The 22,204-nt window shown below is 42.9% G+C and carries 16 protein-coding genes; 1 reads left to right on the forward strand and 15 read right to left on the reverse strand.

The genetic code is table 11. The features are described from left to right. Nucleotides 1-248 precede the first annotated feature (248 nt). Nucleotides 249-710 (forward strand): ArsR/SmtB family transcription factor, encoded by a 462-nt coding sequence (locus O3598_RS09030; RefSeq protein ID WP_016476184.1) that lies wholly within the window; start codon nucleotides 249-251, stop codon nucleotides 708-710. An 87-nt stretch (nucleotides 711-797) separates the two neighbouring features. Here the strand turns inward: O3598_RS09030 and O3598_RS09035 are convergent, their stop codons facing one another. The 15 genes from O3598_RS09035 to O3598_RS09105 form a co-directional block, all read right to left on the reverse strand. Further along, entirely contained in the window at nucleotides 798-947 is a 150-nt protein-coding gene (locus O3598_RS09035; RefSeq protein WP_371452452.1) for a hypothetical protein, read from the reverse strand. A 6-nt stretch (nucleotides 948-953) separates the two neighbouring features. Beyond that, nucleotides 954-2,270, reverse strand: a complete 1,317-nt coding sequence (locus O3598_RS09040; protein ID WP_005380091.1) for a pyridoxal phosphate-dependent aminotransferase — start codon at nucleotides 2,268-2,270, stop codon at nucleotides 954-956. Between the two features lie 166 nt (nucleotides 2,271-2,436). Continuing rightward, nucleotides 2,437-4,296, reverse strand: coding sequence for a TonB-dependent receptor plug domain-containing protein (locus tag O3598_RS09045; RefSeq protein WP_371452454.1), 1,860 nt, complete (start codon nucleotides 4,294-4,296; stop codon nucleotides 2,437-2,439). A gap of 29 nt (nucleotides 4,297-4,325) precedes the next feature. Then, on the reverse strand, nucleotides 4,326-5,237 hold the full coding sequence (locus tag O3598_RS09050) for an ABC transporter substrate-binding protein (RefSeq protein WP_371452456.1): 912 nt from the start codon (nucleotides 5,235-5,237) through the stop codon (nucleotides 4,326-4,328). 1 nt (nucleotide 5,238) lies between these two features. Next, a complete protein-coding gene (cobN, locus tag O3598_RS09055; RefSeq protein WP_371452458.1) occupies nucleotides 5,239-8,862 on the reverse strand; it encodes a cobaltochelatase subunit CobN in 3,624 nt (1,207 codons plus the stop codon). 3 nt (nucleotides 8,863-8,865) lie between these two features. Further along, nucleotides 8,866-10,917 (reverse strand): VWA domain-containing protein, encoded by a 2,052-nt coding sequence (locus O3598_RS09060; RefSeq protein ID WP_371452459.1) that lies wholly within the window; start codon nucleotides 10,915-10,917, stop codon nucleotides 8,866-8,868. 2 nt (nucleotides 10,918-10,919) lie between these two features. After that, nucleotides 10,920-11,849 carry a magnesium chelatase ATPase subunit I gene (locus O3598_RS09065; protein ID WP_371452461.1) on the reverse strand — a complete coding sequence of 310 codons (930 nt, stop codon included), beginning with the start codon at nucleotides 11,847-11,849 and terminating at the stop codon, nucleotides 10,920-10,922. Between the two features lie 55 nt (nucleotides 11,850-11,904). After that, a complete protein-coding gene (locus O3598_RS09070) occupies nucleotides 11,905-12,750 on the reverse strand; it encodes an ABC transporter ATP-binding protein (protein WP_371452463.1) in 846 nt (281 codons plus the stop codon). Beyond that, nucleotides 12,750-13,787: a FecCD family ABC transporter permease gene (locus tag O3598_RS09075; RefSeq protein WP_005380104.1), complete on the reverse strand. Its 1,038-nt coding sequence runs from the start codon at nucleotides 13,785-13,787 to the stop codon at nucleotides 12,750-12,752. Before O3598_RS09075 ends, O3598_RS09070 begins: the two co-directional genes overlap by 1 nt. After that, the gene (locus O3598_RS09080; protein ID WP_371452465.1) at nucleotides 13,780-14,733 is read right to left on the reverse strand and encodes an ABC transporter substrate-binding protein; all 954 of its coding nucleotides are present in this window, start codon (nucleotides 14,731-14,733) and stop codon (nucleotides 13,780-13,782) included. The genes O3598_RS09075 and O3598_RS09080 overlap by 8 nt, the downstream gene beginning before the upstream one ends. Nucleotides 14,734-14,775: 42 nt before the next feature. Then, nucleotides 14,776-16,722, reverse strand: a complete 1,947-nt coding sequence (locus O3598_RS09085) for a TonB-dependent receptor plug domain-containing protein (RefSeq protein ID WP_371452466.1) — start codon at nucleotides 16,720-16,722, stop codon at nucleotides 14,776-14,778. Between the two features lie 100 nt (nucleotides 16,723-16,822). Beyond that, entirely contained in the window at nucleotides 16,823-17,584 is a 762-nt protein-coding gene (locus O3598_RS09090) for an ABC transporter ATP-binding protein (RefSeq protein WP_005380044.1), read from the reverse strand. Then, nucleotides 17,584-18,630, reverse strand: a complete 1,047-nt coding sequence (locus tag O3598_RS09095; protein WP_005380070.1) for a FecCD family ABC transporter permease — start codon at nucleotides 18,628-18,630, stop codon at nucleotides 17,584-17,586. The genes O3598_RS09090 and O3598_RS09095 overlap by 1 nt, the downstream gene beginning before the upstream one ends. A 12-nt stretch (nucleotides 18,631-18,642) precedes the next feature. Next, nucleotides 18,643-19,665, reverse strand: a complete 1,023-nt coding sequence (locus O3598_RS09100) for an ABC transporter substrate-binding protein (RefSeq protein ID WP_038125258.1) — start codon at nucleotides 19,663-19,665, stop codon at nucleotides 18,643-18,645. Continuing rightward, nucleotides 19,665-22,076, reverse strand: coding sequence for a TonB-dependent receptor plug domain-containing protein (locus tag O3598_RS09105; protein WP_038125257.1), 2,412 nt, complete (start codon nucleotides 22,074-22,076; stop codon nucleotides 19,665-19,667). The genes O3598_RS09100 and O3598_RS09105 overlap by 1 nt, the downstream gene beginning before the upstream one ends. Between the last annotated feature and the right edge of the window lie 128 nt (nucleotides 22,077-22,204).

The raw sequence follows: 22,204 nt of genomic DNA on the forward strand, positions 1-22,204 counted from the left end.
ACTTTGGCCCTGCGTAGCCCGTAGGGCGAAGTCAGACCCGGCCGGTGGAGACTTTTTATCACTGCACTCCACCGACCTGTAGAATTAATTTATAAATTTTCCTAGCTTTCACATAAAAATTAGCGTATGATAAATGTAAGTAATATTCTCTATACGGAGCAAGACGCGTATATAATACGACCGCATAATGCAAGACCACGGTCAAAGTAAGGCACTCAACATTTTGGTATTTACCTCAAGGAGGCCATATGGATCCGCAAAGAATTCTGAAAGCATTATCCAATCCACATCGGTTAGATATTATATTGTGGCTAAAGCACCCAGAGCAAGAATTCGGTGTTCAAGTACACTCTAAAACTCTCATCGATTTTCCAAACAGCGTTAGCGTTAAGAGTATTCAAAAACGCTGTGGTGTATCGCAATCGTCTGTATCTACATTTATGACTATATTAGAGCGTGCAGGCCTTGTGGAATCGCGAAAAATTGACCAATACACCTATTATAGGCGCAATGAAACAGTTATCCGCGAGTTTGGTGAATGGTACAACAAAGAAGTATCCATCCAAACCGATAATATCGACAAATTGTTGGAAACAGTAACCTTAGACGACACATCCTATCCATCAACAGAGGATAGTTCTATGCTAAATCAACAACAAAGCATAGGCATATCTACTAAGGGACTAGACTATGAAAAAGATAATACCTAAACACAACTCCCTATCATTGCTTTATAGGGAACAATAAAGGAGCTATACTGCTAGAGGGTATCCTCAGCAATATAGCTCCTTTTAAATTTATTTTTCTGTTCCATCGATTCTCTCCCTTACGCGACGAAAAACATCGGTGCCAGAGAATCTAACTTTACTTTCTTTTGCTGCAGAATCAGCTTCATCTAATGCATACTCAATAGAGTCTGTTAATTCAGCATATAGTTCCATATCCATTTTTATTTATCGTTGCGCTTCGTATGCTCTAAATAGTTTAGATAGCAATACAGGCGCTAGTTTTAAAAGATCTGGGTTTTCGCAGAAGGATACGCGAAGTTGTGTCTTACCAGGATTGTGTTCCCTATCGGCACCACTGTAGAATCCGTTAAGTGGAGCCATGAGCAATGTATAGTCATTGCCATCATCCAAGGTCACACGGCCGTGTTCAGCACACCAAGCAGCAAATTCAACGCCGTCAAAGCCAGGTTTTGCTACATTGCGCACGTCGATAACGAAATAGATGGATGCTTCTGGATTAGAGATAATGAAATCTGGTTCTACCTCTTTGAATCCCTTGTGAAGTTCATAAATCATTTCGCGATAGTAATCACGTTGTTGCTCATACCAGTTATGAAGATCAGCGTGGCTTTCATGAGCCAAGGCACCAAAAATATATTGACCAAGCGTATTAGCACTGAGATTCGCCGTATATTCAGCAACAGATTTTTCATAGCACAACGCATTGTCTGTAATGATGGCGCCAATGCGAAGGCCACAAGCATTCCAAACCTTAGAGGCCGTTTCAAGACTAATACGACGGCCTTCGATACCTGGTACATCCTTATTCGTCAATGTCCAAATACTAGATGTTTCCTTGCCTTTTTCATAGGCCAATTCACGATAGGCTTCGTCGGAAATAATCCATAAATTATATTTTACGCACAAAGATGCATATTCAATCAAAGTTTCTTTACTGAATAGTTGACCAGTTGGATTGTCGTAAGGAATAATCAACAATGCCCCTGGTTTTGTTTCTATAATGCGTTTTTCCACGGTTTCAATGGATGGCAATTCAAATTCGCCATTCTCGTTCAGGCGTCGTTCTACGGTGACCGTTTTACGACCAATGCGATGACCTACCGCATCGTAGTTCGTGTAGGACGGATTAAACATCAATAGAGGACGTTCCTCTTCACCTGCACCGCCACAAACGCCAAGCATGATGATTTCCATCGCCATGGATGCGCCATCTGTGACAAGTACATTAAGGCCTGTTGTATCGAAACCTTGGCTACGCAAAATATGCAAGAATGCTTCACGACATTCATCGGTCCCCGTTGTTGGTACATATGGCACGATGCCTGTACTGAAAGGACTATTTGGTCCGCCTAGAGTAAATAGTCGGCGCTGCATGGCGGGATGCATAGGACGCATAACATTACCAATAGAACCGTTAACCAAAATAGGTGGGTTCTTTCGTTCTAAAAATTTAATTTGCCCCATGCGGATCCCCGACGGCTTGCGGGCCATCATGTACGGGGATAAAACCGGTAGTTCCATACAGAATCCAACTCCTCTAAATAAACGCCTTTCACAAAAATAAGGCTGTAATACGCATACATTGATATATATAGATACATTCTATTATAGTGCTTTTACAAGAGAAAATCTATAGTTTTATCATCGTAGCTTACAGCCTTATCAATTTTTATTCTTAACCAGCAAATTAGATAGTAACTTCAACACCTAAGCGGAAGTTGCGACCTTGACCTGGCCACCAATCACCAGCATGGCCCCAACGAACGCTAGATTGTTCTGCATAGTATGTATCAAATAGGTTATTGATGCGACCAAATACAGTCACATTTTCACGCACGCGATAGTTAGCACTGATATCAGTAATCCAATATGTTGTACGAGGGAAGATGTTAGCCTTATAACCTGGACGGTCGATGACACCGCGAATATCTAAATGAGCATCCCATTTAGCATCGTTGTAATCGAGACCTGCATTGACTGCATGTTTAGGTACATAACCATCGCGATTTGCTTTGCGAGTTGGTGTAGCATCAATATGAGTATATGTATAACCGAGGCGGGCAGATAAATGTTTCGTTAATTGTTTGCGTACATCTGCATTGATACCATGCGCCTTTTCTGTATCAAAATTGCGGTATTCACCTGAGAACGCTGCAGGGTTTGTCATTACCCAACCAATTTTATCTTTTGTACTGCGACTAAAGAAGTTGAGATTGCTGTTCCAAGTTTTACCGAATTTATGATGAACACCTACGCTCCATTCATGACCTGTTTCAGGTTTCAAATTGCGGTTGCCATTTGTGCCATCAAAGAGTTGATATGGTGTAGGAGCCAAGAAATATTCTTTGTACGCTGCATATACATTCGTTTTAGCATTCACATCGTAGCCAACGCTAATGGATGGCGATGTATGCGTGCCAAATGCGGAGTGATGGTCAACGCGAACACCTGGAATTACAGTCCATTTTGGAGCAACCTTCCACTCATCTTGTACGAAGTAAGATGTGTTCGTAAGTTTTACACCACCCATATTAAGCACCTTATCTTGACGCCAATCAATACCGCCAACTACGGTATGGTCTTTGGCTTTATATGTTACTTGATCGCCAAACGCACGAGTCTTAATATCTGTTAAATAACCATCATATTTAGTTTTATAATGATTATCTAATACGTACAATTGATGGCTCCAACGTTTATTGATGTTATTATTCCAAACAGCACGGAAGGAATCACTTGCTTCTGTACCGTAACGAATGTGATTGAGAGCACCCATATGGTCAGAATACATCACATCGCCACGATAGGTATCATAGAATACCTTCACATCATTTTTATCATTAATCTTATTGCCTACCATGAAGGAACCAGTATGGCTGTTGCCATGTTGCGGAATGCGTTTGCCATGACCATCTTTATAGGAACCGATGATATCTTTTTGGTACCCTACACGCCAGTACCAATCCTTTTTGCTACCTTCGTTCAAGAAAGCGTATTGTTCTAAATCATTGCTGCCGCCCATCATGCGAAGCTTAGTTTGAACACCTTCTTCAGGTTTCGCCGTGATTACGTTGACCACACCACCGATGGCACCAGAACCGTATAATGTAGAACCTGCGCCACGTTGAACTTCTACGCGGTCAATGCTAGACATATCTTTCAAAATTGTCATCGGTGGATTCACGCCAGCCGCGCCCATATTGATACCGTCCACTAAATATAGTACTTGGTCGGAACCATTGATACGAAACGCATTAGAATTCGTGTAACCTACGCCACCACCATACGTATTAACGTCAACACCAGGAACGACACGTAAAGCTTCGTTCATGTTTGTGGCGTGACGTTCACGGATATCATCGCCTGTGACTACACCTACGCTAGCTGGTACTTGTGAAAGCTGTTGTTCACTACGCGTTGCAGTAACGACAATGGTATGTGAATCTTGTGCATCAGCAGCTAATACGCTAGGTGCACTAATTGTGCTACCAAATACAAGAGCTAATCCCACATATAGAGATAAACGTTGTTTCTTTGATACTTTCATAAAAACCTCCACATACATCAAACTATAAATTACATACTATAAATATTTTGTGCCATAGAGACCATTGCACGGGTCATAAATTGAGAATAACTCATGACCTGCGAGGAATCTACAAGGTACACACGACGATTGGCGATGGCCTTAACGCCCTGCAAAGCAGGATCAGAGTAAAGCTGTTCCGCCGTTGCTGGCGTAGTGCCATCTGATGTATAGGCCACAGAAGGAATAAAAATAATATCAGGGTTAGATTTTATTAAATCCTCTCTCGTCCCATTATCAAAAGGGCCTAACCCTATTTGAGCGGCTGCATTATTTACCTTCAAATAGTTACACATATCATCAAAGGTTGAACCCTTGCCGCCTGTTAAACCAAATTGGGAATAAAACGCCACCAAAGGACGTTCTCCACTATGCTTATTGGTCAATTCTTCTACAGTTTTCAAATCTGCATCCATGCTGGCAATCATAGCTTCATCAGATGCATGTAATAGACCGGCAATCTCATGAATAGTAGCTTTTGCTTCTTTTACCGTAGTAGGCGTTTTATATACATAAACAGGAATCTGCATATTGCGCATTTCCCCAATCGCATCTGGAGACATCCAATTGGGTACTAATACTAAATCTGGCTGTACAGAGAGCATGGACTCAGCAGATGCTTTCACATGTTTCTCTACCTTAGCCGACGCGTCGGGCACATTATTAGGTACCGTACCAACAGCGGCTACGCGGCTTGGATCAACCAAAGATAGGACTATATCCTCTGTGCTAGCAGCGATAGGAACGATGCGCTTAGGTTCAGTCGGCACCGTAACAACAGTGCCTGTACCATCCGTCACCTGATGTGTGGCGCCCGTAGTTCTCAGCTGTTTAGGACCACAGCCGAACACCAGAAGTACCATCATGACTATGGTACATATAATAGATATTCTTTGTTTCATACTAACGACCTTCTATAACACCTTCTATGGAAATATATAAGGACTGCAAATCCTCTAGCATCTTTGGAGATGCATCCCAGTAGCCACGTTGAGCGGCTTCTAACAAAATTTCCGCAATGCGCTGCAAGGCCCACGGATTTACATCACGCATCCATTCTTGCACCGTTGTATCTAAAGCATACTTATTAGCATAACCTTCATAGACCCAGTCGGGCACTATATCGCTCGTCGCATCCCAGCCAAAGCTATGGGATACCACATTGGACATATCCGATGCACCTTTGTAACCATGATTCATCATGGCTTGAATGAATTTCGGGTTTTGTGTTTCCCCTTGCACAACGCGGCGCAGCTCATCCGACAATGACCGCATCACAACGCGACTCCGATCTGTGCTATCCCCCACATAGGCGCGAGGCGCACTGCCCTTTGCAGTTCGCACCGCCGCAATGAGACCACCATGATAGCTATAATAATCGTCTGCACTCAAAATATGCGTTTCTCGATTATCTTCATTCTTAATGGTCACATCCATCGTAGTGAGGCGACGTTGGAATAAGCGCATATCTTGTGGAATATCCTGATGCATGTGAAAGCTACTCCACTTACTGTATACTTGCGCAATATCTTCTACGGATTGCCAATTTTTACCTTCAATCAAGGCGCCCACACCGGTGCCATAGGCCTGTGGCGGGTCACCGAAGATACGGAGTCGCGCCTTTTTAGTAGCCAACAAAGGATCCTCACCTTGCTCCACGAGCCAATCTACATCATCGTGAATATGCTTTTTCACATAGTTATCTTCTAGTGGTTCATCTAAGTCTGCCACCAGTTCAACAGCCTTGTCGAGCCAACTAATGGCAGTAGGCATCATATCTCGAATGAGGCCACTGATGCGACCCATTACGTCGATACGAGGTCGTTGTAATTCTTCTAAAGGAATCACCTCTAGGCCTGAAATGCGACCATTGGACTGCCATTTAGGGCGAACGCCCAATAAATAAAGAAATTCCCCTAAACACTGGCCGTGACTTCTAGAGTTGCTACTAGCCCAGAGAATGATGCCTACCGTTTCAGGGTACCGTTGTTCGTTTAAGATATAGTCAGCAATGACTTGGTCTGCCAAGTCTATCCCTAGCTGATAAGCAATCTTTGTGGGTAGTGCCCGTTCATCGAGGCCATAGAAGTTCCGCCCCGTAGGCAATACATCAACTTGACCGCTGGAAGGAGCCCCACCAGGGCCGGGTTCAACATATTTTCCCTGCAAGCCCTGCGAAATGGATGTAATCTCATTCTTTGTTTGCCCTAATTTAGGTATATACTCGCGCACAATGACTGCGGCCAAAGGCGCTAGCCGTTCTGGTACTGTATAATCTGGTGTATTCACCACATACCTTACAAACGCACGCAGTTCGTTCCAAATTTGATCAATGATGTGACTATAACGAATCCCCTCGTCATTTACGTCCCCTGCATGTTGCTCTATATAGGACCAATCATAACCTAATTCTTCGGCTAAGATTTCAAGACCCGATGCAATATCCCCTTGTGGCGTCCGTACAATGGCGGTAATAAATTCCTCTAGCTCTACACCTTCAGGTCCTTGCCCTAAAATGTGCAAGCCATTTCTCATCTGCATATGCTTTAGGTCGCTTAACTTTTCATGGACAGCTGTAATAAGATTGTCCATCTCCATTGCAGCGCCTTGTTCTTCATCGATGAGATGACACGCCATGGCTTTCTCTCGAATCACGTTCTCTATATCCGATACACTCTCAGGATGCTCTTGCTCAAAATGACTATGTTCATCGAGTAAGGCTTCTAGTTCTTCAAACTCATCATATAGACCAGCCGTCGTCATCGGTGGCGACAGGTGCCCTACTAAGCAAGCGGAGCTACGCCGCTTAGCTTGGATACCTTCACCAATAATAGTCGTCCAGTACGGGTAAATATTAGGTAACGAGGATATACCAATTTCAGGATAGCAACTAGCACTGAGGCCTGCTCCCTTACCTGGAAGCCATTCTAAGGAGCCATGAGTTCCTACATGGATGACTGCATCTGCTTCGAAGACGTTCCGAACCCAGTGGTAGAACGCCAAGTACTGATGCGATGGTGGCAAACAGGGATCGTGATAAATAGCAGATACATTCTCCCCAAAACCACGAGGTGGTTGCACTGTAATCCATAGATTGCCATTGGAGAAACCAGGGATAATAACCTCATCATCGTAGACGAATACATCCCCTGGGGCCTCTCCCCAGGATTTGACCATTGCCAACCGTGTATCTTCTGGCAATGTAGCAAAGTATGCTTTGTAATCAGAACTACTCATACGACCTTCGGCAGAGGCTAGTAACTCATCGGTTAGCATGGAGCGGTCATTTGTCATATGCGATGTAACTAGTTCCATTAGAGCTGCACTGGTTTCCGGTACACTATCGATTGAATATCCTTCCGCTTTCATTTGCCGCAATAGTCGAAATACCGATTCAGGTGTATCTAGACCTGCGGCGGATCCAATATTAGAGTTTTTAGGCGGATAGTTATGCAAAATAATGGCTACCTTTCGCTCCGATACTGGAATATGGCGCAACTTGGACCATTTAATGGCTCGCTGCACAATAGCGGCAATACGTTCTTTCACAGGCAAATACACATAGTGACCACGCTCATCAAAGGTTTGACACGCCACGACGCCACCCTGAATGACGCCATCTAGTTCCGGTTGTGATATGGATAAATTCACATCTAAAGGCGTCACACCTTGTGGATCTGCAGCCCAGGTTTTCTCATCCATGTATATGGTATAGCCCTGAATGATAGGCACATCCTGTAACTTTAATTCCTCCAAAGTTTGCGCCCCTAAGGACTGATAGGAGAATTTACAAGTATTTATGAGCACATCAAAAGGGAATACATCCTTACCAAAGAGATGATTCATGGACAGCTTCATATTAGGAATGCCTACACGAGGATTCGATCCATACTGTCCATAAAAGATAATCGGATTGTACTGATGTTTATAAATCTCTTCGAATAAGGCCTGTTGATACTCAATATCCCCCATAATCCATTCGTCGCGATAGAAATACACTGCGATGGACGGCCAATCTGGATTTCCTTCGGCCTCCATGAACTCATCATAGGTTTCGTAGATATTTCCATCGCGGCCCATGATGGCTTGCCACGGAATGTGGTCAGGTTCCTCCCATTCGGAGATTGGTTTTGTACTGAAAGCACCGTTAATAAGGCGCACATAGTTCATGACGCCACTGGTGCGGCGATAGCTTTCAAGAAATCTCCGTTGATTTTCGTCTATATTGCGATAGAGAATATCTGTTTTCTTAGGCTCTACCACATCGATCCAATACTTAGGATGATGCGCATACAGCCAACGCTCTAGACGTTCTAAAAATGGCGAATCTAAGCCAACCCCCATATTCGTTACGAGAACAACATCTGCAGCGCGTAGGCGGATTTCAAAATCCTCATCCCAAAGGGGCGGTTTTTTCATATTACAGATGTCCACCTCGCCTTGTATCAATTCAGGATAAGTGGCAACAGCCTGTTCTATATATTGGATTTGTTTTCCTAAATTAGAAATATACATGAGACGACTCATGATCTACCTCCGCGATACTCGTAATATACCATCCGCCGTAATAGTATCCATGGCGTAATAACTGCCATTCATTAATTTACATAATTCCTTAGCAAGGCCTAGCTTGATAAAGCCCGTTTCCGTATCAATAACGATACAGTCTACAGGCAAGGTCCCAAGAATACGAGCCCATTGTTTGGCCTCTGCTACGGGATTCTCTAAGTCCCCCGACGTAGCACGTCCATCGGTGATACATATAATCTGAATGCGTTCTGCCCGATGGGCACGCAACAATCTATCGCACATGGTGTAGGCCATGCGTAAACCGTGAGCTAATGGCGTTTTACCACCTGTAGGCATAGAGGCTAATAGTCGCTCTGCCCGCTCTACGCTACGGGTGAACGGCAATAACACCTCTGCCGATTCCTTGCGAAAAGCAATGAGTCCTACTGAATCACGATGGATATAGGAATCCCTCAAGAGGCTCAAAATAGCGGATTTCGTGGCCTCCATGCGATGCCGTGCCGCCATAGAACCGCTAGCATCCACCACAAAGAGCTGGTATGCGCCAACACGTTTTTCTCGAGCTTTACGGCGATAGTCCTGTGGTTTTATCACTATAGATAATCCCTTAGCTTCTTGTTGTTCTAATGGCAGAGACTGCGTAGATTGTGTTTCTTGTTCCACCTTAACAGCAGCTCGCAACCGTTGGTAGGGTGCTGCCGCTCGCAATGTATCGACTAAGGCCAAGTCCTCAAGAGCATGTTCATCTTGATAGGCTCGAATCATGCGGCCTCGAGTGTCCTTTGTTTTAGTCATGAGGCGACGACCAGAACCCTTACGATACTGGCGGTCTACTGTCTTATAAGACTGTAATTTCCAATGAAACATCTGGTTAGCTATACGGGCAACAGTATCAGGCAAGGATACAGAAGATAGGCCGTTAAATACATCAGCATCAGTGCTTCTTGAATCAGAACTATCAGGTTCCTTAGGGTTAGCGTCATTAGTATCGCTAGTTTCTTCTTGATTAGCGTTGCCGAATACATCTTGATTAGACGCTCCATCTTCGGTGCTACTTATATCATTATTGGAATTATCTGATTCATTGGGATTGGATTCATCACCATTAGAATCTTCTCCACCCGAATTACTCGAGTTATCTACATCAGAGTCCTCTGCTATTTCAGTATTTTTCTGCAACTGATTTTGGTCGTTTGTACTGCTTCCATTATCCCCTTGTGATGATTGAGATTCTGATGCTTCATCTCGCTTCATACGATGGGGCAAAACATATAAAGCGGCTCGGTCTGCATGGATGGGCTTGCAGTACGAACTGCCATCAAGAACTGCAAGAGATTTCATAACTTGCAACAATACGTATTCTGCACCATGCCCTATGGTGCGTGCTTGTAGTGCATAGGATATGGCTAGTGAAAGCATAGCATCCGAAACAGCAATATTCTGAACTCGTTTAGTAGCTATGAGAGATAACATATCTTCAGCTGAAATAACATCTATTGAGCTAGTTTCCTCCTCACATAGGGCACTATCCAAGTCTGATTGATTATCCCCTGCTATAGATGCTCCACCACATAGGATTTCTTCTCGATTTTGTTGCAAAATAGCAACTCGAGACTCTAGTGTAGGTGCAGCCATAGATACATGCACATCGACGAGTTCCCACTCCGCATCATCTAGTGTTCTATCTTCATGATTGATAGTCATGATGAGCAGTATTTGACGTCGCTTCGCCTCTACTAATAAGGCATGACGAACCTCAGGTGCCAGAACGTGCCCATCATCGACAACCCAGCATCGAGTGCTAGTGTCATCTAAAAGACCTGCGGACATAATCATCTGGCCCTGCTCTAGGGATGCTTCAAAATCGATAGTCTCTTGTAGTTGCGAATTATCTACATACACAGGTATCAAACGATAGGGAATATGCCACGCCTCGAGGCACTGGCGAAGGATATAACTTTTACCCACACCAGTACCACCAGAAATAACGAGAGTATGAATCTGATTGTTTACAAGGCCTATTTTGAGGGCCTCTTGTATAGATGTTTCCATAGCTAGCCCTCAAGCACAGCCGTTACCACTGTATCAATGCGGTCTTCATCGTGACCTTGTTCCTCAAATGGCAAACGACGTAAACGATGCTTCAATGCTAATCGTGCTGCTATCTTAAGGTCGTCCACTATGATTTGATGGCGACCGTGAAAGGCTGCGTGCGCACGAGCGGTGTGCATCATCGTAATATCTGGACGATGACCATCAACGCCAACACCAATACTAATGCTTGCAATTTTCAACAATACCTCATCAGTTGGAATAATACTTGGCAATAATTCACGAGCTTGTAATAAGCGTTCGTGTAATGCTCGTTCCGATTCCTCATAAGACGCTACAAAGCCGTCAGGATTGTCGCCAAAGGCAAGACGGCGCTTGATAACCTCCATCCGTTGTGCTGGATCATGCTCACCATAGACCATGACGGATAAACCGAAACGATCTAGCAGCTGAGGTCTAAGGTCACCCTCTTCGGGATTCATTGTTCCTACGAGGATAAAGCGAGATGGATGAGAGTGGCTCACCCCTTCACGCTCTACCGTATTGACACCCATAGCTGCTACGTCAAGTAAAATATCTACAATATGGTCATCTAATAGATTAACCTCATCTACATAGAGAATGTTTTGATGTGCTGCGTGCAAAATGCCTGGCTCAAAAGCTTTCACACCGTCCTGTAGTGCTTTTTCTAAATTGATAGACCCTACAACACGGTCCTCTGTAGCATTAATAGGAAGTTCCACAACGGTCATGGCCGTAGCCCCTGTCTCCATAGGGGGTAATAGGTTCGCCAAAGCACGGACAGCCGTAGATTTGGCAGTGCCCTTTTCCCCCTCGATTAACACACCACCAATGGATGGATTAATAGCATTGAGTAACAGGGCTAATTTCATTTCATCTTGGCCCACAATAGCAGTAAATGGATATAACATAAGCCTAACCTCATTTAGGATAGAAACATCTTATCTCAACTCATGATAAAAAATTTTATTTCAACGCAGGATCGATAGACATGTCTGTACTACCACCTGTTTGTTTAAAATCATCAATATTTGTAGTTCCCTTAGGGAATACAAAGATACGTTGTTGTTTAAAGTATGGATCATCGTAGACCGCTGCCGATAGATGGAATGCGTTTCGTAGATTCTCTGCAGTCAACACTTCACGAGGCGTTCCTACATCGACTATATGACCATCGCTAACCAAGACGAGCTTAGTACAATATTTGGCAGCCAATTCTAAATCATGAACGACGATTAGAATCGTTTTGCCTTCGTCACATAATCTACGACCTTCGTGAAAGATATCATCAGCGTACACCAAATCAAGAGCAGCCGTCGGTTCATCTAGTAATAGCACCTCTGTTTGTTGTGCCAGTGCCTTGGCTAAAAATACCCGCTGTCGCTCACCACCGCTAAGGTTTTGTACGGAGCGATGTCTCAGGTGATATACGCCCACCTCTTTCATAGCCTTTTCTACGATAGCTTTATCTCCGGGGCCCTCTTGTTGCCACCATTTCAAATAAGGGTAACGCGCTGTCATCACGATATCGATGGCTTCATAATCAAAGGACACATTAACGGATTGCTGCATATATGCCACATGATGAGCGATATCCTTATCGCTCATGGAGGCGATGCTTTTACCATCCCATAAAACCTGACCACCAGATGCAGGATAGAGTCCACGCAAGGTTTTTAACAACGTCGTTTTGCCAGAACCATTAGGTCCAATAATGCCGACAAATTCACCGCTATCAATAGAGAAGGACGCATCCTTTAGAATAGCTGTTTCCCCTAATGTGACAGATAAGGATTGAACATCTAGTTTCATTAGGCCCCTCCTTTGCTGCGCAAACGATGTAGTAAATATAAGAAATATGGTGCCCCTAAGAGAGCTGTCATGATACCAACCCGAATTTCTATAGGTTGTGCTATAACTCGGCCCAATGTATCACAGAATACGAGAAATAATGCCCCTCCAACAGCTGCCATAGGCAGTAATATGCGATGATCCGGTCCTACTAAGAGGCGGACAATGTGAGGAACCACAAGGCCTACAAAGCCAATAGAACCACTGACACATACAGCAGTAGCTGTAACAACGGATGCAAGGAATAAGAATAGCATACGGTACACCATAACAGGTAAGCCCAATGCACGTGCCTCTGTGTCACCGAGAACGAGTACATTAAGATGACGACCGAGCATCATCAAAATAACGCTGCCTGTCACGATAGGCCCTACAGCTAGTGCCACATGATCCCAACGACGGAAATCAAGGCCACCGACCATCCAGAATAAGAATTCACGCAACCGGTATTCGTTAATCATCGTCAAAATGCCCGATGTAAAAGCACCAAGTAACATGCTCACAGCTACACCAGCGAGCAATAAGGTCGTCGTATCGAGCTTATTATTGCGCAAGGTTAAAATAATAGTAATCCCAACAGATACAAAGGCCCCTACAAAGGCAAAGGCGGGCATGTAAAACATGCCGAGAGATGTTACGCCAAGAGCAATGGCGATCACTGCGCCAAGGGATGCCCCTGCGGATACACCCATAATGCCAGGATCCGCTAATGGGTTGGAGAAAACGCCTTGCATAACGGCACCAGCCAAGGCTAATGCACCACCTACAAGGAGACCAATGATGAGACGTGGCATACGGATAAACCACAATACCGCCTCCTGTTCAGCTGTAATCGGAGCTGTAAAATGAACCGGTATCCCCATACCATTTAAAATACTTTGTATGCCACCACCGATAGGAATCATAATCGTTCCTACATGTAGCGCCAATAGGCTTACAATACATAGCAATCCCCCAATTATGGCAATTGCCATGATTTTTTGTTTCTGTTTAGTCATGAGGATTCCTTTCTAACTGAGGATACACAGTATGCATAATAGCAAGCATAGCTTCACCAATATGCTGATTCATAGTATATAAGTACGCAGCCGGTAAAGGCTTAACGCGATGTTCTTTTATAGCAGGCAGGTTTTGAAAGGCTGGATTATCAAGATACCGACTAGCTAAATTCTTATCCATACCTTTATAGGATGGAATAAAAATATAATCTGGATCCATAGCCAATACACGCTCATCTCCAAAAGGAGTCCGTGGCGGTAAACCAAGAAGATCAGGTGCATTGTAGATGCTCATATACTTGCACATATCATCAAACAGACTGCCTGTTCCGGTGTACCCATCCATGGATGATACGAAGAGTACGCTTTTGCGTTGATTCAACGGAATAGATGTACCAAGCCGTTTCATCGTTTCTAGTTCACGACGGATTTTCTGCTCGTAAAATTGCCCCTTTTCATCTTCCCCTACAATATGAGCTATGTCCGTCACATTCTTAATGACAGATTCTACCGTAGTACCGGTTGGCACTACAACAGTAGGTATACCCATGTGGCGTAAACCTGCAATGACGTCTGCGCTCGTATAATCAGGTGCGATGACAAGATCTGGCTCCAAGACAATGATTTTTTCTAATGGATAAGAACTCATAGCAGGTTTAACCAGCTTAGCACGCTTCGCCTCTAAAGAATACTCTTCATAGGTAGATAATGTATTAATACCTACCAAGCAATCTGGTTCTACAAGGCCTAATAAAATCGTATCCGACGCAGAGGATAATGCTAAAATACGTTTCGGATGATCAGGTACTGGTACGCGTGCCCCATCATAACTTTCAACATAACGGGTATATGGCAAGGTCCGCGTTTCATCTTGCGGACCACATCCGGTTACACCTACAAAAAGGAGTACCATCAAACATATAAGATACACAATGCTCTTGTTCATGATGATACTCCTTGTATAGTTCTAATACAGACTTATAGTAATCTAGAATTTTTGAGTGTAGCTAAGCTGATAGTTGAATGGCTCATCCCAGTATTCATAATTCCCATTAGTGATAACGTTATGACGGTCTAACAAGTTACGAGCATCTAGACGAAGTGTTGCATCCTTATTGAAATGATAGCCCACATAAGCGTTCCAAAGGGCAATATTAGGGTTTAAGCCACCATCTCGATTGCGCAACCGTTTTGTAACAAAGCTAAAGGATGTGCCTGCTTCCCACGTTGGGCTTTCATAGCGAATGCCTGTAGTGAATTGCAATTTAGGGGCCGCTTGTTTCCAATAATTTTCATTCATTTCCTTTTGTCTTGGATTAGAGTAAGATCCGCTCACGTTCCATTTGAGGCGGTCGGATAAACGTCTACCATATTCGGCTTCGATGCCCACGTTGCGGAATTTCCCGCCATTTACGCGCACCAAAGGTCGCCCATTCGCATCCGGTTGCCATTGGAAGAAGTTTTTGAAATCCATATAGAATACGTCAACCTTCCAATCATCCTTTTTGTTGATGCGCTTGTATCCGATTTCATAGTTCCACCCTTCTTCTGGTTTGAGGTTTTTACTGCTTACCGCTGTATACTGGCGTCTAACGCTGCGGAATGTATCGCTCAAACTAGGCATTGTGAAAGCCTTCCCTACGTTCACATACATAGAGGATTGTTTATTGATGGAGTGCAATAATTGGAATTGAGGAGTCAATACATGCTGATCTTTAATTGGATCATCGATTACGGTATAACGCAATCCTAAAATGGACGTCCATTTAGGATTGATTTCATAAGAATAGCTACCATACACGGCATAACTATTGCGTTTCGGATGGATATACACAGGTACAGCCGTTGCATGGTAGGTTTCTTGCTTACCTGTAACACCGGCTATCAAATAATCCTTACCGCCTCTGAAATCCCATTCATGCTGTACATCAAATCCATATTGACGTGCTTGATAGCTCGTTTCTGTTGCCTTAATTTGTGACGTATTATGCACACGACTCGTACCACGCATCGTACGGTCATTATAGAACAAGGTTCCTGTAGTACCCTTGTCCTTATAAATTAAGGAAGCATTATTGCGATCATCCTTATAATGATACGTCGTAGAATGTCTTGCTTGATTAACCGGATTTGTTTCCGTACTGATTAGACCAAAGGACGATTTACTTTCAGCACGATTAAAATTCAATGTTACCTTATCTGAAAGCTTACCACTCATAAATAGACCTAAGGAATTGCCCTTATTGCGAGTACTATAGTAGTTATATCCTTTAGTACCTGCATAGTCGTCGTAGCGAATCGGTGTGGATGGGTCCTGTGTACCCCAATATTTTCTATCAATACCAACGATGAATTTATCTGTACCATAAGACACATCAAAACGTTTAGACCCACGATTACCTACAGCAACTGTAGCAGAGCCACCCTCTGTAGATGGAGTCTTGGTAATAACGTTAATAACACCACCTAATGCCTCTGCACCATACAATGTAGAAGCAGCTCCTTTCACTACTTCGATACGTTTTATGGCACTCGTAGGAATAGAGCCGAGTCCACCTTTGCCATTGAGGTTCATAGGCACGCCATTTACAAGAACAAGGGCACCACGGTCAAGGCCTCGAATATTCGTACGGCTATCCATGCCACCAAAATCGGCACCGCCAGCACCATAAGAATTTATTGTTACCCCTGGTACGGTCGCCACCGCATCAAAAGCAGTGGTAGCACCAGTATTTTTTAAATCCTCAGGTGTAATTACATTCATCGCTACAGGTGTGTCCAAATCTAGGAGGGCTGTGCGATTAGCGGTAACATTGATGGTAATATCTTCTTCATTGTTATTCGTTGTTACATTCGCTGCATAACCATTAACGGCTATACTAAGCAATGTCATCAATGTAGCTATATACACACGTTTATTAACTTTTTTCATCATCCTATACCTCTATCTAACCACTAACTATATAACTGCAAGTCCTTTTAATTGTTACATACATATAGGAGGTATGCAATAACCCATACCCCCTATATGTATATTATTCCATATTATATATAATGTTCAATCGTCCATCCGGTAAGGTCTGAACCATGGCAGATACACCGTAAATATGGCGTATAGTGTCTGACGACAAAACGTCTTGAGGTGTGCCACTACATACAATATGACCATCTTTTAATGCAATAATGCGGTCACAATAAATAGCTGCCAAATTTAAATCATGAATGGCAGACACAACTGTCGCATCTAATCGTTTGACAATAGTCATCAATTCAAGCTGATACTTAATATCTAAGTGGTTCGTAGGTTCATCTAACACTAAACATTCTGTACGTTGAGCAAGCGCACGAGCCAAGATAACACGTTGCTGCTCACCACCCGACAATGTATTAAAATTGCGACTTTCAAAATCACTAAGACCTACTTGGGCCAACGCATGACGTGCGATTTCATAGTCGTCAATTTGATCTCGGTCGAGCAAGCCCTTATAAGGGGAACGGCCCATGAGGACCATCTCAAGAACAGAGAAATCAAAGTTCACCGTACTATGCTGCGCTACTACGGCCATTTTTAAGGCCGTATCACGATGACTCAAATCACTCAGTTCTGTGCCGTCAAAGAAAATCTTGCCACCATTAGGTTGTAACACGCGGTATAAGCATTTTAAAAATGTACTTTTACCACTGCCATTAGGGCCTATAATCCCCACAAACTCCTTGTCTCGTATATCTAGTGAAATGTCGTGAAGAATAGCTTTTGAGCCAAAGGCGACTTGGATATCATTTGTTTGAATATTCATTATTCCCCTCCAAATCCATAATTCTTACGCACTAACATATACACAAAGGTTGGTGCACCGATGAGAGAAATGAGAATACCGATTGGTAACTCTGCATGAGGAATGATGCAGCGACAAAGGCCATCAGCGATAACGAGGAAAATACTACCACATAGTGCACTAAATGGAATTAATGTCCAGTGATTAGTACCAATTGTCATGCGCACAAGATGAGGAATCAAAAGACCTACAAAGCCTATCATCCCTGCCGCGTACACCACAAAGCCGATGATAAGAGAGCTAATAATCAAATAGACTTGGCGATAGGTATGTAAATCACGACCTAATGTTATGGCTACTTCATCACCGAGAAGCATCATGTTGAGGATTCGGCTTTGAGACCAGAAGAAAATAATGCTTACAAGAACAACAACGGCAATAAAAGGCAACATATCCCATTTAGCACCTGCAAAACTCCCCATCAACCAATACGTAATCGTTTGGATGCCTTCCTTGTCGTCTGCCAAATAGACCACAAAGCTAGAGAAGGAACTACACACGGCACTTAATGCTAAGCCCCCTAAAATCAATTTCACTGAATTTGGTCGGCCCCCTAGATTAGAGATAAACAATACGCCAAAGGAAATCGCCATGGCCCCGATAAAGGCCATAACGCCCACGAAGTTTTCCCCAAACATCACGCCTATGCCAAATAAAATGGCTACCGTAGCACCGAGGGATGCACCTGAGGAAATCCCCAAAATATAAGGGTCCGCTAGGGGGTTCTTGACGATAGCTTGCATGATAACCCCAGATACGGCTAGGCCTGCTCCGATAATGGCAGCCATCAACAAGCGAGGCATTCTAAGTAGCCATATAATGGTCTGTTCTGGGCCATTCATAGGATCATCAATAGCTAATGGACTTGAAAATTGATTCATTACAATATTAAAAATTTGAGAAAGTGAAAACTGTACTGTACCAACAGAAAGTCCCCATAGAATGGCTACTGCTAGCACCCCTATGAGGACAAATCCGCCAGCAGTATATCCAATACGTTTTAGCATACTGCTCCTTTATTAATGAATTAAATCTGGTACCCCTTCTGGATAGAGGTTAGGGTATAACCCATGTGATACGATGTCGATACCATCGGATAAGCGAATACCTGGACTATATACAGCCAGCAATGGCAAGAAATAAACTCGTTTGTTGCGCAACGCATTAACCCCTTGCAAGGCAGGTTGCTGTAATACATAGTTCATAATCGTATCCGCCTGACTATATTCACCATCCGATACGATTAAGAAAATAACATCTGGGTTTTGTTCTACTACATCCTCCATACTAATGGACGGTGTATCCGTATCAATAACATCTGCATGAAGTGTATCCCCAATATTACCAGCTAAAGTTTTATGACCATATAAACGGAAATTTTTACCTTCCAACTCAACAAACAAAGCCTTTGGCGGTTTTTCATGCGCTGTTTGTGCAACCGTATAGTTTACCGATTGTTGCATGTCACTGATGAGTCGTTCTGCCTCTACATTACGATGAAAAATACGCCCCAAATCGCGTATATACTTATATTCCATATCCATAGTTAGCGCAGACTGTGCACCTAGTGAGGATTCTGCAATATATACATTAGCATTTCGCGGTTTCCAAAATGCAGGAGGACGCAATCCTTTATTCGTAAAGGTTGAGCGCCAGCCTACGAGCAAATCTGGTTTCATCATCAATACAGATTCCAAGTTAAAATATTGCATATCCTTGTACGGAATTTTATCATACGCTTCGCGATATTCTGGACGCACATACTTGCGATTTGGTATTCCCATACCCGCAACAATTCTATCGCCTTCGCCAAGAGCAATGATGGTTTCAATCGAATTCTGCCACATCGCCACAACACGCTCAGGTACCGCTGTGTACGTACTTTCAAAAGGCTCTCCACGACGAACATAGGACTCAATTGTCACTGGCGGCTGCAATTCGATATGAGGAGGCGTAGACTGCCCCCGTTCAACAGTTACCTGCTGAGGGCCACAGCCTACGCACAATAATAGACATAGTATTAATACGCTAAATCTAATCATTAGAATTTATATTTCGCCCCAATCATAAAGGAACGCGCTGGCATAGCCGCACTACCACGACCATTATAAGCACTATAACTAGTTTCATAAGCGCGGTTAAGTACGTTATTAACAACGATGTACGCCGTTAAATCCTTCGTTACATTATAATTTAGATTCCAGTCAACGATGAGGAATTGTCTATGAGTAAATGCATAATCACTATTGCCGGTGTACCAGTTAAATAACAATCCGGAGTAGAGCTTTTTATTATCATAGGATACATTCAAAGAGTAATGATTTTGCGGACGTAAGCTATTGATAGCCACGTTGATATCATCACTATTGTTATAACCCCAGTTTGGATCAAGCACCCAACCACCTTTAGATAGCCATTTGTCCTTCATGTGAGAATAGGACGCACTCATCGTAACATATTTGTTTAATTTGTGGTCTACAGTAATATTGAAAGATTGTTTATTTTCTTTCGCATTAACTGCTGTTTCTTCAAAGTCACCAGATGTAGCATTCCAAATTGGCAGCGTGGCAATAGCATTTTTCATATGTGTGTAATCGTAGTGAACAGCTACTGTGGTATTATTATTTTTACCAAAATTATGTTGTACGCCGAATGTGAAAGCATCACCTTTTTCATCTTGCAATGGAGTATTAAATACACCATCCACAGATGTATAATCACCTTGTTTTAATGGTCTCATGATATGAGTCCAACCTGCATACATGCTTGTGTTTTTATTAAATTTAATTTGACCATGTAAGCTAGGTGTTAAGGAGCTAATACTACCTTTACCTTGGGAATCACCACTGCCAGAACCTTGATAGCTACCATAATTTACATAGCGCAATGCTGGGGTTAATTCTACATTGTTGCCAATGTAAATCTTATCTTGCAAATATGCATACAATGTATTACGACGAACATCAGAAGATTTTAGAACCCCATTACGCAAAGACTTAGTGTTCAATTGAGAACGGCTATAATCAATATTAGCAATGATATCGTGTTTATCTAATTGACGTGTCCATTGAACCTCTACGCCATTCTTAATCTCTTTGTACCAACTTGTTGGGCTACCAGCCATACCACCTGTATCAGCAATCCATTGACGGAGTGCATCTTTATTATCTGGGAATGGAGCTAAATTAGCATCTACCCAAGCATTAAATTGCTCAACTGTTGTACCTGTTGGGAAGGCGGCTTCATAAGCGGCACGTGCAGCATCTGCTGTACCTCGCGTCCAAGCGTATTTATCGCGGCCTTCATAACGATGATCTAAGCGATACAATCTTACAAAGCTTTCCAATTGACCTTGGCGATCAAAGGTATATTTCAAATCTGTATCTAAGTTTTTAAACTTACTATAGGAGCCATAATTACCATCTAGAGCATATAGATTATGATATCCAGGATTTTTAGAGTCTCCATATAGCTTAGGGGCACTTGCTATTAATTGATGATTTGCATCAACTTGACCTACAGCAGCATTAAAGATAATGCGACGCCAATCTTCTTGGTTCCAATATTTACGGCTTGGTGTAGAAATAGGATATCCATCATAACCTTTTTTATAGTTTACAGAGAACTGCAAATTTTGCTTCTTATTAAAATCATGGTCAATTCGAGCATTAAAGCCTTCTTCTTTCCACTTAGAACCAGTAAGCGTAGCTACTTCACCAGTATCACCGTCTTTATATTTTGTGTCTTGAGACATAGTGCGCGTAGCTGTCACAAAATAACCAGTAGAAGCATTTTTACCAGCTGTCCCTTGAACTGTTAAGTTGTAGCTGTGTTTATTCCAGCTGCCTGTTGCTAAATCAACAGAGCCATTGAAATCGCCTTTACCACGGCGTGTAATGATATTAATAACACCGCCTGTCGCATCAGATCCATATTGAGAAGCACCAGGGCCTTTGACAACCTCAATTTTATCAATGGCATCCATATTCGTTACTTCATCAATATTAACGCCTGTAGACTTAGACCCTCTTTCAGAGCTATCACCCAAACGGCCAGATGTAATATTATCGATACGACGACCATCGACAAGTACTACTACTCGAGAATCACCATTGATGGACACACCATTGTTATAGAATTGGTATCCATACTCGCCACCACGGTAGCCAGGGTTTTGGAATGTAACGCCTGGTACGCGTTTAATCGCTTCTGTTACATCACGGTAATGACGCTTTTCAATTTCCTCACGGGTAATAACCTTTACGTCACCGCCTGTACGATAATAGGATTGCTCTGTAATGGTATTACCATACTCATCCTTTGCAGAGTCTGCAGTAACATTAATATTATGCACCTCATAACCTTTAAAATTTTCATCGTACGCATACGCTTGATATGTGCCTAGCGCTAATGTGACAGCAATTGCTGTGGATAAAAGATGACGTTTTTTCATAAAGCCTCCAAATACACACAAATAAATACATATATTAATAAACAGTAGCCTACACTAATAGCTACAATTTATTGACCCATTATACATTCACACATTTTGAGAGCTAACACATGTTAGCCATATATTAC

The organism is Veillonella atypica, from assembly GCF_041431435.1.
In the GTDB taxonomy this organism is placed as follows: domain Bacteria; phylum Bacillota; class Negativicutes; order Veillonellales; family Veillonellaceae; genus Veillonella; species Veillonella atypica.

Excerpts from the sequence above, each read along its gene's own strand:
- O3598_RS09030 (WP_016476184.1), top strand. The coding sequence starts at position 249 with ATGGATCCGCAAAGAATTCTGAAAGCATTATCCAATCCACATCGGTTA.
- O3598_RS09035 (WP_371452452.1), bottom strand. The coding sequence starts at position 947 with ATGGATATGGAACTATATGCTGAATTAACAGACTCTATTGAGTATGCA.
- O3598_RS09040 (WP_005380091.1), bottom strand. The coding sequence starts at position 2,270 with ATGGAACTACCGGTTTTATCCCCGTACATGATGGCCCGCAAGCCGTCG.
- O3598_RS09045 (WP_371452454.1), bottom strand. The coding sequence starts at position 4,296 with ATGAAAGTATCAAAGAAACAACGTTTATCTCTATATGTGGGATTAGCT.
- O3598_RS09050 (WP_371452456.1), bottom strand. The coding sequence starts at position 5,237 with ATGAAACAAAGAATATCTATTATATGTACCATAGTCATGATGGTACTT.
- cobN (WP_371452458.1), bottom strand. The coding sequence starts at position 8,862 with ATGAGTCGTCTCATGTATATTTCTAATTTAGGAAAACAAATCCAATAT.
- O3598_RS09060 (WP_371452459.1), bottom strand. The coding sequence starts at position 10,917 with ATGGAAACATCTATACAAGAGGCCCTCAAAATAGGCCTTGTAAACAAT.
- O3598_RS09065 (WP_371452461.1), bottom strand. The coding sequence starts at position 11,849 with ATGTTATATCCATTTACTGCTATTGTGGGCCAAGATGAAATGAAATTA.
- O3598_RS09070 (WP_371452463.1), bottom strand. The coding sequence starts at position 12,750 with ATGAAACTAGATGTTCAATCCTTATCTGTCACATTAGGGGAAACAGCT.
- O3598_RS09075 (WP_005380104.1), bottom strand. The coding sequence starts at position 13,787 with ATGACTAAACAGAAACAAAAAATCATGGCAATTGCCATAATTGGGGGA.
- O3598_RS09080 (WP_371452465.1), bottom strand. The coding sequence starts at position 14,733 with ATGAACAAGAGCATTGTGTATCTTATATGTTTGATGGTACTCCTTTTT.
- O3598_RS09085 (WP_371452466.1), bottom strand. The coding sequence starts at position 16,722 with ATGATGAAAAAAGTTAATAAACGTGTGTATATAGCTACATTGATGACA.
- O3598_RS09090 (WP_005380044.1), bottom strand. The coding sequence starts at position 17,584 with ATGAATATTCAAACAAATGATATCCAAGTCGCCTTTGGCTCAAAAGCT.
- O3598_RS09095 (WP_005380070.1), bottom strand. The coding sequence starts at position 18,630 with ATGCTAAAACGTATTGGATATACTGCTGGCGGATTTGTCCTCATAGGG.
- O3598_RS09100 (WP_038125258.1), bottom strand. The coding sequence starts at position 19,665 with ATGATTAGATTTAGCGTATTAATACTATGTCTATTATTGTGCGTAGGC.
- O3598_RS09105 (WP_038125257.1), bottom strand. The coding sequence starts at position 22,076 with ATGAAAAAACGTCATCTTTTATCCACAGCAATTGCTGTCACATTAGCG.